The organism is Brevibacterium permense, assembly GCF_025506275.1.
GTDB lineage: Bacteria > Actinomycetota > Actinomycetes > Actinomycetales > Brevibacteriaceae > Brevibacterium > Brevibacterium permense_A.
Window position 1 is genome coordinate 76,447 of sequence record NZ_QYCP01000096.1, and the last position, 13,669, is coordinate 90,115.

Consider the following 13,669-nt stretch of genomic DNA (forward strand, 5'->3'; position numbering starts at 1 on the left):
AGTTCGCTTCGACCCAAGGAGCTTGCGATGAGTGAGCAGGATCGCCCACAGAACCCCGACCCGGCCCCGGCCGGTGAACCCGAAGCCGTCATCGTCGGAATCGACGGTTCGCCGCCGAGCCGCAACGCCCTGGCCTGGGCGATCCAAGAGGCACGCTCCCTTGACCGTCCGATCCGCCTCGTCGGCGCCTATACGATCCCGAGCGTGGCCGCGGCCGCGATCGATGTGTCCTATGTGCCCATCGACGACAGCTCGATCCGTGCGGCCGTGACGAACACGCTCAAGGAGGCCGCCGCCGAGGTGAAGGCCGCCGGTGTTCCCGTCGAGGCGGTCATCGAGATCGGAGACGCCGCCGGTGTGCTCATCGACGAATCGAAGACCGGCTGCCTCACCGTCGTCGGCTCCCGTGGTCGCGGCGGCTTCGCCGGTCGTCTCCTCGGCACGGTCTCGAGCGCTCTGCCGGCGCACTCCGCGTGCCCGACGGTCGTCGTCCCCTCCTGTTGGGACAACCAGGCCGAACGCCCCGCGCACCCGACCTCGTCGCGGCCGATCCGACAAGACGGCGTCGAGGTCGAAACCCACGACCCCAATGCCGAGTCGATCGAAGGTCTGCGTTTCGACGGGAAGGTCGTCGTCGGCGTCGACTCTCTCGGCGCCGAATCCCCGGCGCTGTGGAAGGCAGCTCGACTGGCTGTGCGCCGTGGCTCACCGCTGCATATCGTCGCCGTGATCACCACAACGGTCATCGGTCCCGAGTGGCTGCCGAGCACCGCCGACCTCGAACGCCTCGTCAACGAGGGCGCGGACAAACTCGTCGTCGCCAAACAGCGCCTGGCCGAAGAGTTCCCTGATCTCGACGTCACGTGGACACTCTTCGACGGCCAGCCCGCCGAGGTGCTCGTCCGAGCCTCTGACACCGCCGAGGTGCTCGTCATCGGATCGCGTGGCCGCGGCGGATTCGCCGGCCTCCTGCTCGGTTCGACCTCGCAGTCGGTGCTGCCGTACTCGCAGTGCCCGACGATGGTCGTCCGCGTCGCCCGCGATCACGGTCGCCGCAAGAGCAACGATGCCCCGGCAGAGCCTGGCCTCTAGACCCCGCCTGAGTCCGTGAATCCCGATCACGAGGATCGGATCCTTCAGGCCGGAAGACAATCACCGAGGCGGCCGATCGATACGATCGGCCGCCTCGGTGATGGTGGGTCACAACGACATCGGCAAGTGGATCTTGCTCGGACAGGTGGTTCTGGCGCCCCCGGGCAGATTCGAACTGCCGACACCCGCTTTAGGAGAGCGGTGCTCTATCCCCTGAGCTACGGGGGCCAGGTGGTCATCCTCAACCACGATCACCCAGTGTAGCGTAGAAGAAACCTCACTGTTCCACGGTGTGCCAGCACCTATTGTGGACAGATTCTCGTTAGGGTCGAATTGTGTCGGATTCCGTTAGAGACGAACAGTTCCCAGAACTCGGAGATGTCTTCGCCGAGTGGAAGAAGCAGGCTGCCCATCTGGGCGGTCGCGACACCATGCTTCATTTCCGGGACTCCCGTGACGGCAGCATCGACCTCTCCGGCGCCCACCCCTCCGGCCTGGCACAGCTGCTGGCCGGTCGCGCCACCCGACTCTCCAGCCTCATTCGCGACCACGACATCCTCACGGACGCGCGTCGGCGTGCGAAATCCATCCGGTCGAAGGCAGAGCAGCTCGACAACGAACGCGGCATCCGCACCGCCCATCTGGCGCTCGGATTCGCTTCGTGGACGGAGAAGGACGCGAAGTTCAAGTTCAACGCCCCCGTCGTCATGCGCCACATCACGCTGGTGCCTCGTGGATCCCGAGTCGAGGACTACGAGATCGTGCTCGACAACGAGATCACGATCAACCCCGCTCTCGTCCAGCATCTGCGCGAGGAATACGACCTCGACGTGCCCGTCGACGAATGGGTCGACGCGACCGGCGGACCGCACGGCTTCGACCCGGGCCCGGCTCTCGACCGACTGCGCGATCTGGGGCAGAATGTGCCCGGTCTGCGGATCAACCACCGCCTGATCATCTCGACGTTCGCGAACATCGCGAACCCGTTCTCCACTGACTACCTGCCTACCCAGCATCCCGTCCTGCGGGCGCTCGCCGGCGACGAGGACGTGCGTGCCTCCCTCGGCGGGCCTTCGTATGTGCCGCAGCCGGGTGTCCTCCCGGACGAGAAGATCGCCGCCGCCGAGAAGGCCGAAGCCGAGCAGAAGCGAGCCGAAGCGAAGAGAATCGCCGGTGTCGCCGCTGCCGCCGAGTCCGAAGACGAAGACATCGAACCCGCAGGAGACGAGAAGTCAGCGCCGGATGCGACCTCCGCGGACGCAGCGAAGTCCGGAGCTGAGACGAAGACTGCGGAAACGGCAGAAGGCGACCCCGCCGAGGATGCTGCTGAGTCCGCTGGTGAGTCGGCGACCGTCGGCGAGAAGACCGGTGAGAAGGCTGCGTCCGAGAAGCCTGCGGCCGAGAATGCTTCGTCCGAGGCCGTTGCCGGTGCCACTGATGCAGCGGATGCCGATGAGGACTACGGTCAGCCGACAGTGCCGATCACCGACGAGCCACTCGATGCCGCAGAGCCGGTCACCGCCGCCGAGTCCGCCGTCGACACGACCACCGACGACGAGAAGACGTCGACCGGTGCCGAAGCCGTATCGGCGACCAAGTCTGAGAAGACAGCACCCGCGGCTGAAGCCGACAGTGAGGACGTCGTACCCGCTGCGCTTCAGGAGCCGATCACCCCGCTTCCCGACCGGAAGCCGCAGGAGGAATTCCTCGTCATCGACGTCGACGGTGACCAGCAGGCCGTCGTCGACGCTGCCGTGTCCGGTCGCTCCGTCGTCGTCGACACCCCGCCCGGAACCGGTGCCACCCAGGTTGCCGTCGCCGTGGCCACCACACTGGCACACACCGGCAAGAGCGTCCTCTTCCTCGCGCAGACCTCCGATGCGCTCGACGATTTCTCCGCCCGCCTCGGCGAGGTCGGACTCTCCGACTTCGCGGTCGACACCCGCGCCGGTTCGGAAGACATCCGCAAACAGCTCATCGGTCTCATCGCCTCGGCAGAGAAGTCCGAACGCCCGGACCTGTCCCAGCTGCTGACAGAACTCAACGAACAGCGGGCGACCCTGGCCGACCATGTCTCATCTCTGCACCGCAGGCGCAAGCCGTGGGACGTCTCCGTCTACGAAACCATGCAGCACCTCGCCGAACTGACCTCCGGTGATGACTCCCCGCAGACACCGGTGCGCTTCGACGACGATATCCTCGGCGCCAGCGACGACCACCGGAACATCCTGCGCGGCAAACTCGGTGAACTCGCCGGACTGGGTGCTTTCACCCTCGATGTCGAAGACACCGTCTGGTTCGGAGCCGATCTCAAATCCGTCGAAGAAGCCGAAGCCGCACGCACCGTGGCCGAACGCATCGGTCGGATGATCCCCGACCTCGTCGCTGCCACCGAACCGGTGCTGCAGAAGGCGAAACTCAATCCGCGCCGCAATGTCGACGACTGGTCCCGCGCCATCCGTGTGCTCCTGCGCGTGCGCAAGACGCTCGACAACTTCGCACCCGACATCTACGACCACCGCCTCGATGATCTCATCGCCGCCACCGGCACACCGGAATACCGGGCCGATGTCGGCGTCGAGATGGGCATGATGCAGCGCCGTCGACTGAAGAAGTCGGCCGCGGAGTTCCTCCGGCCCGGCGCCGAGGTGGCTGACCTCCACGAGGCACTCATCGACGTCCGCGCCCAGCGGGTCATCCTTTCGGACCTCGCCGGACATGACGGCCGCCCGCAGATCCCGCGCGGTGTCCTCGAAGCCGACGAGATCCTCCAGAGCGTCGAAGCCGATATGGCCAAGCTCGCCCCGATCCTCGAGACGACCCCGGACGGCGGGGACCTCGGATCGATGCTCATCGAGGAACTTCAGGCACGTGCCGAAGCGATGGGCAGCGACTCGGAGAACCTCGCCGATCTGCCCGAACGGTCCCGTCTGCAGCGTGAACTCGACGGCGAGGGCCTCGGCGATCTCATGGCCGATCTGCGCAGGCGCAAGGTCGACGAGTCACTCGTCGGCCCCGAATTCGACCTCGCATATTGGGCCTCCGTGCTGCAGACCATGGCCGGTGAAGATCCTGCGATCGGCCGCCACGACGGTGCCGCTCTCCACCAGGTCGCCGAAGGGTTCCGCGAGAACGACCGCGCCTTCGTCGCCGCCGGTGCCTCCCGACTGCGCTTCAACCATGCGCAGGCATGGAAGCGCGGAATCGAATCCGATCCGATCGCCGCCGGAGTCATCAAACAGGAGCTGCTGTCGAAGCACACCTCGACGAAGCGGATCTCCACCCAGGCACCCGAACTGCTGACGACCCTGGCCCCGGTGTGGATGGGCAGCCCGTACACGGTGCCCGAACTCTTCTCCGCTCTGCCTCTCTTCGATGCGGTCGTCATCGCCGATGCCGGACGGCTCTCGGTCGCCGATGTCGTCCCCGGAATCACCCGAGCCCGCCAAGTCATCTCCCTCGGCGACTCCCGCCTGCTCGGACCGCGCCCGTTCTCGATCGCGGTCGATCGATTCGGCATGGACGACGGGAAACATCCCCGCTCGGTGCAGGATCGCCTCGGCGAGTTCCTGCCGCGGATGCGGCTGTCGAACTCCTACCGCTTGTCCCCGGTCGGGCTCATCGACCTGGCCAACCGGCACTTCTACGATTCGACGATTTCGACGCTGCCGACCGCGCATACCGGTGAGGGCAGCGGCCTCGAGTTCTCCTATGTCGCCGACGGCAGGGGCCCCACGGACATCGGGACCGGTCGGGTCGAGAGCCCCGATGCCGAGGTCAAACGCGTTGTCGATCTGGTGCTCAAGCACGCGCGGAATCGGTCGCGGGAGTCACTGGCCGTCGTCGCGCTCACCCCGCATCATGCGCAGCGAGTGGCTACGGCGATCTCGCGGGCGATGAAGGACCTGCCGTATGTGGCGGCGTTCTTCAACGACTCATCGAAGGAGCCGTTCGTCGTCACCGACGCCGAACGCGTCCAGGGCATGTCGCGCGATGCCGTGATCTTCACCCTCGGCTATGGCCGTACCGTCCACGGTCGCGTCATCCACGACTTCGGTCCGCTGTCCGGGCCGGATGGCCGTCGCATCCTCGCGGCCACGATGACGCGGGCCAGGAAGCGCCTGACCCTGGTCTCGAGCATCGAGGCCGAGGACTTCGATCGCAGCAAACTCAATGGGGGAGCGGTTATGCTCCCACAGCTGCTCGAGGAGGTCGCGACCGGCGGCGTCCACCAGCCCGGACCGCACGGCGAGATCTACGATCCGCTGTTCAACGACATCGCCGACCGGCTGCTGCAGCTCGGCGTCGTCGCTCACGAGCACTACAACGGCATCGACCTGGCCGTGGCGAACTCCACCGAGGACGAGCACGGAATGATCATCGCCGTCGCCGGTGACGGACCCGAATACGCGTCGATGCGCAGCCTGCGCCAGCGGGATCGGGTGCTGCCCGAACAGCTGAGCCGCCGAGGCTGGAAGTTCATGCGCGTGTGGTCGACCGATGCGTTCGTCGACCCGCAGACCGAGACCGAGAAGATCTTCGAGACCTGGCGTGCCACCGTGGAGACGATGAGCCCGCAGGCCGTACTCAACGCGGCCCGTGCCGCCTCGGTGGTCGTCGGCCGCACCGGCAGCCGACCGAAGCTCGTGCCCGGTCTGCCGATGCACAAGTACTCCGCCGAAGGCCTCGACCAGATGATCGACTGGATCCAGTCGGATGCGGTCGTGCGCGGCGACGGTGAGATCAAGGATCTGCTGCGCACCGCCCTGGCGCAGAAGGGCAACTCGAGCCGCGGCGATTCCCAGCTGCAGGCCGCCGTGGACCGCTACCGCGAACGCCATGCGCAGGCGAAGAAAGTCACGGGCGCCGAGGTGTTCATCCCACGGTCCAACTCGGCCGGCCCCGTCGAAAACGACATCCTGCCGACCTTCGACACCGGTAAGATCCGTGCCGATGAGCTCCGCTCCGCCGGCCTCGTACAGACCGCAAGCAATGACCAGGTCCCCGAGGCGGCCGACGAGCCCGCCCACGCTGATTCGGTTGATGCGAGGTCCGACAGCGCCGGTGACGACAGTGCACGTTCGTCCGCAGAGGCAACTGCAACGCACGACGCTGAGGCCGCCAGTTCAACTGGGGCCGAGTCTGCAGACTCGGATTCCGCCGACGAGGATTCGACCGCCGCTGACTTCGGCGGGTCGGATTCGGCCGAGGCGGAGTCGGGGGAGTCGGCTGAATCCGGGACGGACGGGACCACCTCGGCGAAGTCGGGGTCGAAGAACGACGATGCCTGACCGGCCCACCGGCGCCGAGGATGCTGATCGCGACCGAGAAACGGGCGGCAGCGACCGAGAAACGGCCGATCCCAGCGTCAGCGGGTCGAACACTGAACTGGACGAGCCATCACATGGCGGCGGCGAACCCGGCGCTGAGCCGGCACAGCCATCACATGGCGACGGCGATGCCGAAACTGATGAGTCTCGGAGGGCCCGGATCGAAGCGGCGAAGCGCCGATACCGAGCGACTCTGCGCAATGAAGCCGATTCCGGTGGCGGCGGCTTCAGCGAGGACTACTACCGTTCGCAGAAGCCCCCGCACTGGTCATAGTTCCTGTCCCGTCTAATGGCTTCGATCTGTCCGGACGTCGAACCCGCCCTATCCGGTCGATCATCACGCCCGATAGGTCACAGATCGGCCGATAGGCTTCAGGCACGAAGAAGGCCCGCTCTCGGATGAGAGCGGGCCTTCTTCGCGATCGGCCGGTGATCAGTGCCGCGGAGGCTGGTTCGGATCGATCGGACCGTCGGTAGCGGGACCCTCGGCAGGTCCGGCAGGCGAGGCAACCTGGTTGCGCAGGATCTCGCGGATGTCGCCGAGCAGATCCTCGGTGGTCGGAGGAACTTCTTCTTCGGGAGCTCCGCGCTTGCGCAGCTCGTTGAGCTTGTTCATCGGCACGATGATGATGAAGTAGACGATGGCGGCAACGATGAGGAAGTTGATGGCCGCAGTGATGACCGCACCGATATCGATGGTCGTCTCAGGCACGTTCGGCTTGATCTGGAAAGACAGGGCCGGTCCCTCAGCACCTCCGACAGCGGCGATGAGCGGGTTGATGATCTTGTCGGAGAAGGCGGTGACGATGGCGGTGAAAGCGCCGCCGATGATGACCGCAGTTGCGAGTTCGACGACATTCCCCTGGAGAATGAAGTCTCTGAATCCCTTAAGCATTAGAGAAACCCTTTCGGTGTAAGTTCACTGAAATGCTGCTATCGAATAGCTCAATTACGTTCCAATAATACACATGGGTAACTCGTTGTCAGCCGATATGTTCTGCGAGTCTGATCATCGTATTGACGCTCCGGGTAAACGTTGTGATGCTCCGGGTAATCGGTTTGCAGTGATGAGCGTCGGTCGGGTGAACGCAGTCGTCTCCGACCACCGCAGATCAGCAGGGCGGACGGCCCTGCGATGACATGATTCAGCGGGGGAGGATCGCAAAGCTGATGGGGAGTCCGGCGAACTCGGCGACACGCCCGGCATCATCGGCGGAGAGGATCACGGAAACAAGTTGTCCTGACTCCGCGGCTATTCCTTCGGGTTTATCGACGAGGCGGGCGATCGTCACCTTTTCGACGACGACTTCCGACCCTCCGTCGGGCAGGGACGAGAAGAGACGGATCTTCTGCCCCGGTTGAAGCAGCGCCGCCGAGGCGTCATCGGCCAACCGGATCGGCATGAGCAGATCACGACTGCCCTTCGGCAGCGCCTGCTGATCGAGAACGATCGACGAGGTCAGAGGTGACCCCTTCGACAACCCCGCCGAGGTGGCCCGTCCCTTCACTTCATCAACCGACCTGAATGCCTTGTCGGGAACGAGGTCGGAAGGGAACTGAGTGAGAGTGAGGTCCTGGGCCTTGAGCTCGGTCCCGGGTGCCAGGTCCGACTTCGCGACGACGATCGCCGTTCCGGCGCTGCTCGGTGTGAGCATCCAGACGGCAAGAGCACAGGCGCCTGCGAGGCAGACGGCGGCGAGTATGCGCTGCGGCCGAATGCGAGACGGCCGTGACCAGCCAGAAGACGTGGACCGGATGCGGTGGAAGAAGCCCATGCATCGAGCCTGCGGCGCTGCGCGGCCTGCGGCAAGGGTCTGGAACTCGCCTGTGGACAGTTCGTGCCGTCCACAGGCGATCGGTGTCTGAGTGACGAGAGCCGGTTCGGCGCGGTTTCCGGTCGGCTGGCGGCTGAGGCAAATCGCCTCGTGGGTAAAGGTGGTCAGACGGCGGCTGGGAAGGTGCGCCGGCGACCGGCGTTGCTCAGCTGGCGGCCGGGGTGTTCGCGGTCGCGGAGCTGCTCGCTGACGAAGCCGACGAGCTGGAGGATTCCTTCGACGAGGAGCTCGAGGATTCCTTCGACGAGGAGTCAGAACTCGAGGAGCTGACGGTGCTCGACTTGCTCGAGCGGGAGTCGGTGGCGTAGAAGCCGGACCCCTTGAAGCTGATGCCCACGGCGCCGAAGACCTTCTTCAGGCGGCCCTGGCATTCCGGGCAGACGGTGAGCGAGTCATCGCTGAAGTCCTGATGAATATCAAAGGCGTGACCACAGCTCTTGCAGGCGTAGGAGTAGACGGGCATTCGAGACCTTTCTTCGACGACAAGATTATAGTGCACGTCGGAACCTCCCCGGAGCACCGGTCCGCGATATGCACAAGGTTATCCACATATCAACACGCGCGAGTGGGTGCTGATTCCCGACGATCAGGCCGTGAAGATGCGAGCTCCGTCGTCGGTGACGGCCTCCGGGATGCGCAGGTCCCAGTCTTCTGCGGCGAGGCCCTTGAGGTTGAGCTCGTCGGCGAAGCACACCCCGACGACGCGGGGACCCGAACCAGGAGCTGCCGAACCATTGCGTCCCGAACCACGGGACTCGGAACCAGAGGACTCTGAAGCAGAGGACTCGGAACCAGGAAGTCCAGATCCGAGAACGCCCGAATCGAGAGGCTCCGCCCCCTGCGGGCCGAAGGTCCTGTCATAGAAGCCGCCCCCATTGCCCAGCCGGGCACCATCGGCTCCGAAGCCCAGGGCGGGGACGAAGACGAGGTCGAGGCCGATCGTGGGGGAGAGCAGCTGAGCGGCGGTGAGCAGCTCACCATCCCGGGCCGGTTCTCGGATTCCCCATCGGCCCTGCGGTCTCAGGCTGGCCATCGAACCAGTGACCTTCCCGAACATCAAAGGTTCGCCCGCCTTGGTGACGACAGGCAGGTAGACGGTGCCGCCGGATGCGAGAAACTGATCGAGCGCCGGGTCGAGGTCCGGCTCTCCGGGCAGCGACGCATAGGCAAGAAGGGAACGAACCGGCGTTTCTCGGATGAGGTCCCACGCGACGGCCGCAACGGTCCCCGGAGCCGCCTCGGTGATGGAGCGGTCTGCGCGAGCGGCGCGGATGCGGGACCGCAGCTGCGCCTTCGAAGTTTGTGGGTCCACGCAATTCAGACTAACCGGGGTGGGCGGATTCGTTAAGATGACTTCATGAGTGATGAAGCGCAGCGCACCGTTCGCAAGGCCGTGATCCCCGTCGCCGGTCTCGGAACTCGGTTCCTCCCCGCCACGAAAGCCACCCCCAAAGAGATGCTCCCCGTCGTCGACAAGCCGGCGATCCAGTACGTCATCGAGGAAGCCGTTGATGCCGGTCTGCAGGACGTTCTCATGATCACCGGCCGGAACAAGCGGCCGCTGGAGGATCATTTCGACCGGGTTGACGGTCTTGAGGCGGCGCTTGCTCAGAAGGGCGATGACAAGAAGCTCGCCGCTGTGCGCCATCCATCGGAACTCGCTGATATCCACTATGTGCGCCAGGGCGATCCCAAGGGACTCGGACATGCCGTGCTCAAAGGGCGTCAGCATGTGGGCAACGAGCCGTTCGCGGTCCTCCTCGGTGATGACCTCATCGATGAGCGCAGTCCGATCCTGCCGAAGATGATCGAGGTCGCGGAGAAGACCGGCGGCAGCGTCGTCGCGCTCATGGAGGTTCCGCCCGAGGCGATCCACCTCTACGGCTGTGCCGCCGTCGAGTCCACTGCGGACGACGAGGTCGTCAAGGTCACCGACCTCGTCGAGAAGCCCGCCGCCGAGGATGCTCCGTCGAACCTCGCCATCATCGGCCGCTACGTGCTGGCGTCGGAGATCTTCGACGTCCTCGAGACGACGAAGCCGGGACGCGGCAACGAGATCCAGTTGACCGATGCCCTGCAGGAGCTCGCCGGAGACGACGAGGGCCATGGCGTCTACGGAGTCGTGTTCAAGGGCGCCCGCTACGACACGGGGGACAAGCTCGACTACCTCAAGGCCGTTGTGCAGATCGCGTGCGACCGGGAGGACCTCGGCGACGATCTCAAAGCCTGGCTGCGCGAGTTCGTGCCGACGCTGGACTGAGCGCCGATACAGGACCGAGCCGACCGTCCTGGTTCAGCCCGTCCGGGCAGACCGACCTTGATCCCGAGAGCGAGGGCAGCCGCGTGTGGCCTGTCATCCTGACTGATCGACAGTCCGATATCGTGCTGCGACCGCTGCGCCGCCGCGACGAAGAGGCCTGGCGAGAGGTCCGCCGATTCAACCGCGACTGGCTGCGCCCGTGGGACGCGACCCTGCCTGCGCCGGGCCAGGAGCTGCCGGGGTTCCGAACGATGGTACGGATGCAGGACAGGCAGGCCAAACGCGGGCAGACCGTGCCGTTCGCCATCGAGGTCGACGGGAACTTCCGCGGACAGATCACCGTATCGGGACTGAGCTGGGGTTCGATCCTGTCCGGGCAGATCGGTTACTGGATCGACTCGCGCGTGGCCGGGCGCGGAATCACCCCGGTCGCCGTGGCGATGGCCGCCGACCACTGCTTCTTCGCCCTCGGACTCCACCGCATCGAGATCAACATCCGCCCGGAGAACACCGCGAGCCTGCGCGTGGTCGAGAAGCTGGGCCTGCGCGACGAGGGGCTGCGCGAGAAGTACATGCACATCGATGGGCAGTGGTGCGACCACCGCACATTCGCCCTCCTCGCCGAGGAGGTCCCGCAGGGTCTGCTGGCCGCATACCGGCACGGCACCGGCGGCTGGTAGGAGCGAACCGGGGACGTCCAGCCGCCACCTGGGAATTCGGTGAACTTCGGCCCAGTTTGACCGACACACCTCGCGTCTTCACGACTTCCCTGATGCCTGCAACTTAGGGTGGCATTGTGGACACCAGCATCATCGTCGTCATCGCCATCGTCGTGGTCTTCGCCGTTGCTGTGCCCGCAATGATTCGGAAGTCCGCGACGGATCTCTCGCGCGTCGAAATCGACACGGTTCCGGACAATGCGGCCGTCGTATCCGCCGAGACAGCCATCCCCGGGCACGACCATTCGGAGCGCATCCAGGTCTTCCACGACAAACCTCGGAAGGTGCCGTCGGTTCCGACCCCGGACGTCTCACAGGAAGTCGAGGCCCCGAAGCTGAGTCTCTCGGCCTCCACTCCCGAGTTCGCCATCATCGACGGTCACGCCGAAGCACACACCATCACCGAGGCAGCCGAGCAAGCCCAGCTCAACGTCCTTCCCGTTGCGGTCGGTGAAACCTACTCCTCTCTGACCGCCGACCATGCGGCTGTCGGTCGCGGTGTTGTCGGTTCCAGCGTAGGCGTCGGCACTGACACAGGGGTTCGTGCAGGCGCTGCCACTGACAATGTGCGACTGCTTCATCCGGCGGTCCACGCGGTATTCAACGACAGCGGCCGCTCCGTCGGGCAGTCGGACAGACAGGGTCGTTCGCCACAGGCCCGTCCGCCGCACCCGACCGGCGCCGGCCATACGGCGTCGATGGGCCGGACGGCTCCGGGCGGCGCCGGTCCGGCACCTCAAGGCGGCGGACCACGTGAAGGCCGGTCCCGGACGGGACGCGGCGGCCGCCTCGGCGAGAGGACGGCCGGCACAGATGGACAGGGCCGACAGATTTCCAATCCGACCATCGGAACCGATGAGGAACATGCGATGACCGAGCAAGCCACGACCCTGCGGGAGTCACTGAAATCGCTGAACACCATGGTCAGGGGCTTCTCCCTGGTCTTCCTCGCCTCGGTTCTCGGCATCCTTGTGTCGAGTGTGCTCGCGGCCTTCTCGGTCGTGCACATCGCCCTGGCCGGTGTCTTCCTCGGTCTCGCGGTCGTCACTCTCTTCCTCGTGCGCACGCTCAATCTGCGCAAGCGCGAGACGAAGAAGAAGCTGCGACGTCTGCAGGAGACCGCACGGTCACGGCCAGCGGCCCAGCCGAAGCGTGACACTGCGCCGGAGCGCGTCGCCAAGGTCGAGCGTGCCTCCGAGCCGAAGACGGCCGAACCGTCGACTGCCACGGCACGACAGACTGCCACGGCCAGGACGACGACTGATGCTCAGCCTGCAACTGGATCGCAGACAGCAGCTCGTACGGGCGCGAAGTCCGCGAAGTCGCAGACCGTTCCGGTCAAGCAGCAGCCTCGCACAGCCCCTGCATCGACCTCGAGCGGAACTGCTGCCCGGATTGCCGCGGCCGCCCAGGGCACGAGCGCGGCGGCGAAGGCCGTGCAGGCTCGCGCTGCGATGAACCGCTCCGCCGAGGCGAAGAAGTCCCGCGAAGAGGCCGACACCGGAGAGATCCCGCTCGTGCGCATCCGCAAGGAAGCCGCCGAGGGCCACACCACGCGCCAGGTCCTCCTCACCGGACCGATCCCGGTCGTGAAGGAGAACTCCACCGCAGACGGTGACGCGACTTCCGCCGAGGCGGCCGCCGACGCAGAGGACGCCTCGACGTCGGGCACCGTCGCCACCGCACCATCAACGTCGACGGCAGAGCCGAAGGCGGAAGCGACGGATTCCACGGTCGACCGCACGAACGATGCCGACGCTGCCTCGGCGACATCTGCAGAGGAGGCCCGGAACGAACCCGCCAAGGCCCCGGTCGCGCTCGGAGCCGACCTCCTCGCTGAGACCGAAACCGTCTCAGATACGGCCGGTCGAAAGGAAGTCGAATCGGATGTGCACGCTGCACTTGATGCGGCGGCACCGAAGGTCGATGACCCGTTCATGCAGCGCCTGAAATCGCGCGACGGCTGGTCGCCGACCCCGCTGCCGGTGCCCAGCTACGTCGACGCACCCGAAGCCGAGCATCCGGTGCCCTCGGCATCGGCGGCCGATGCCAGCTCGTACGAAACCGAGGCCCGCAGTCGTGAAGATATCGCGGCTCAGTTCGCCGAAGAGCTCGGTTACCGTCCGGAACTCAGCGACTCCGCCCGCGAGGAAGGACCCCTCGGCCACGGGCGCAAGGCGATCCGGACGACGAAGGCCGCCGACCTCGGCGCAGTCAACGACGTTCTCGCTCGCCGGCGCGCGTGAAGCCCCGAAGTCGCTGAAGCGAGGTCCGCACGGATTTCGCGACGCTGACGCAGAAGCCCCGCACAGCCCGTGCGGGGCTTCTGCGTGCCAGGGTTACGGTGTCCACGAGTCTGAGTTGCTGGCAGCCCGCTTCACGACAGATAGCACCACAGCAGATAGCACCCGTTTGAAAGCGTGCTAACTGTTT

10 protein-coding genes and 1 tRNA gene are annotated in these 13,669 nt (G+C 65.7%); 6 read left to right on the top strand and 5 right to left on the bottom strand.

What is annotated here, in order from left to right:
- The first annotated feature begins 27 nt into the window (after positions 1–27).
- Complete coding sequence (locus tag D3I60_RS17980) at positions 28–1,092, top strand: universal stress protein (RefSeq protein ID WP_262778139.1); 1,065 nt, start codon at positions 28–30, stop codon at positions 1,090–1,092.
- Positions 1,093–1,244: 152 nt separating this feature from the next.
- Here the strand turns inward: D3I60_RS17980 and D3I60_RS17985 are convergent.
- Positions 1,245–1,320, bottom strand: a tRNA-Arg gene (locus D3I60_RS17985).
- A 107-nt stretch (positions 1,321–1,427) separates the two neighbouring features.
- Between D3I60_RS17985 and D3I60_RS17990 the strand changes: the two genes are divergently transcribed.
- Complete coding sequence (locus tag D3I60_RS17990; RefSeq protein ID WP_262778141.1) at positions 1,428–6,383, top strand: DUF4011 domain-containing protein; 4,956 nt, start codon at positions 1,428–1,430, stop codon at positions 6,381–6,383.
- A complete protein-coding gene (locus D3I60_RS17995; RefSeq protein ID WP_262778143.1) occupies positions 6,376–6,696 on the top strand; it encodes a hypothetical protein in 321 nt (106 codons plus the stop codon). Before D3I60_RS17990 ends, D3I60_RS17995 begins: the two co-directional genes overlap by 8 nt.
- 159 nt (positions 6,697–6,855) lie before the next feature.
- Here the strand turns inward: D3I60_RS17995 and mscL are convergent, their stop codons facing one another.
- From mscL to D3I60_RS18015, 4 genes are all read right to left on the bottom strand, one after another.
- On the bottom strand, positions 6,856–7,317 hold the full coding sequence (gene mscL, locus D3I60_RS18000; RefSeq protein ID WP_262778146.1) for a large conductance mechanosensitive channel protein MscL: 462 nt from the start codon (positions 7,315–7,317) through the stop codon (positions 6,856–6,858).
- Positions 7,318–7,567: 250 nt separating this feature from the next.
- Positions 7,568–8,197 (bottom strand): SAF domain-containing protein, encoded by a 630-nt coding sequence (locus D3I60_RS18005; protein WP_262778148.1) that lies wholly within the window; start codon positions 8,195–8,197, stop codon positions 7,568–7,570.
- A gap of 205 nt (positions 8,198–8,402) precedes the next feature.
- Positions 8,403–8,720, bottom strand: a complete 318-nt coding sequence (locus D3I60_RS18010) for an FmdB family zinc ribbon protein (RefSeq protein WP_262778150.1) — start codon at positions 8,718–8,720, stop codon at positions 8,403–8,405.
- Between the two features lie 123 nt (positions 8,721–8,843).
- Positions 8,844–9,569: a 5-formyltetrahydrofolate cyclo-ligase gene (locus D3I60_RS18015; RefSeq protein ID WP_262778151.1), complete on the bottom strand. Its 726-nt coding sequence runs from the start codon at positions 9,567–9,569 to the stop codon at positions 8,844–8,846.
- A gap of 45 nt (positions 9,570–9,614) precedes the next feature.
- Here D3I60_RS18015 and galU point away from each other — a divergent pair, with 45 nt between their 5' ends.
- The 3 genes from galU to D3I60_RS18030 all read left to right on the top strand — a co-directional run bounded on the left by galU (position 9,615) and on the right by D3I60_RS18030 (position 13,482).
- The gene (galU, locus tag D3I60_RS18020; protein WP_262778153.1) at positions 9,615–10,517 is read left to right on the top strand and encodes a UTP--glucose-1-phosphate uridylyltransferase GalU; all 903 of its coding nucleotides are present in this window, start codon (positions 9,615–9,617) and stop codon (positions 10,515–10,517) included.
- A gap of 83 nt (positions 10,518–10,600) precedes the next feature.
- Complete coding sequence (locus tag D3I60_RS18025) at positions 10,601–11,197, top strand: GNAT family N-acetyltransferase (RefSeq protein ID WP_262778155.1); 597 nt, start codon at positions 10,601–10,603, stop codon at positions 11,195–11,197.
- A gap of 116 nt (positions 11,198–11,313) precedes the next feature.
- Positions 11,314–13,482, top strand: coding sequence for a hypothetical protein (locus tag D3I60_RS18030; RefSeq protein ID WP_262778157.1), 2,169 nt, complete (start codon positions 11,314–11,316; stop codon positions 13,480–13,482).
- The last annotated feature ends 187 nt before the right edge of the window (positions 13,483–13,669 follow it).

Excerpts from the sequence above, each read along its gene's own strand:
- D3I60_RS18005 (WP_262778148.1), bottom strand. The coding sequence starts at position 8,197 with ATGGGCTTCTTCCACCGCATCCGGTCCACGTCTTCTGGCTGGTCACGG.
- mscL (WP_262778146.1), bottom strand. The coding sequence starts at position 7,317 with ATGCTTAAGGGATTCAGAGACTTCATTCTCCAGGGGAATGTCGTCGAA.
- galU (WP_262778153.1), top strand. The coding sequence starts at position 9,615 with ATGAGTGATGAAGCGCAGCGCACCGTTCGCAAGGCCGTGATCCCCGTC.
- D3I60_RS18010 (WP_262778150.1), bottom strand. The coding sequence starts at position 8,720 with ATGCCCGTCTACTCCTACGCCTGCAAGAGCTGTGGTCACGCCTTTGAT.
- D3I60_RS17995 (WP_262778143.1), top strand. The coding sequence starts at position 6,376 with ATGCCTGACCGGCCCACCGGCGCCGAGGATGCTGATCGCGACCGAGAA.
- D3I60_RS17980 (WP_262778139.1), top strand. The coding sequence starts at position 28 with ATGAGTGAGCAGGATCGCCCACAGAACCCCGACCCGGCCCCGGCCGGT.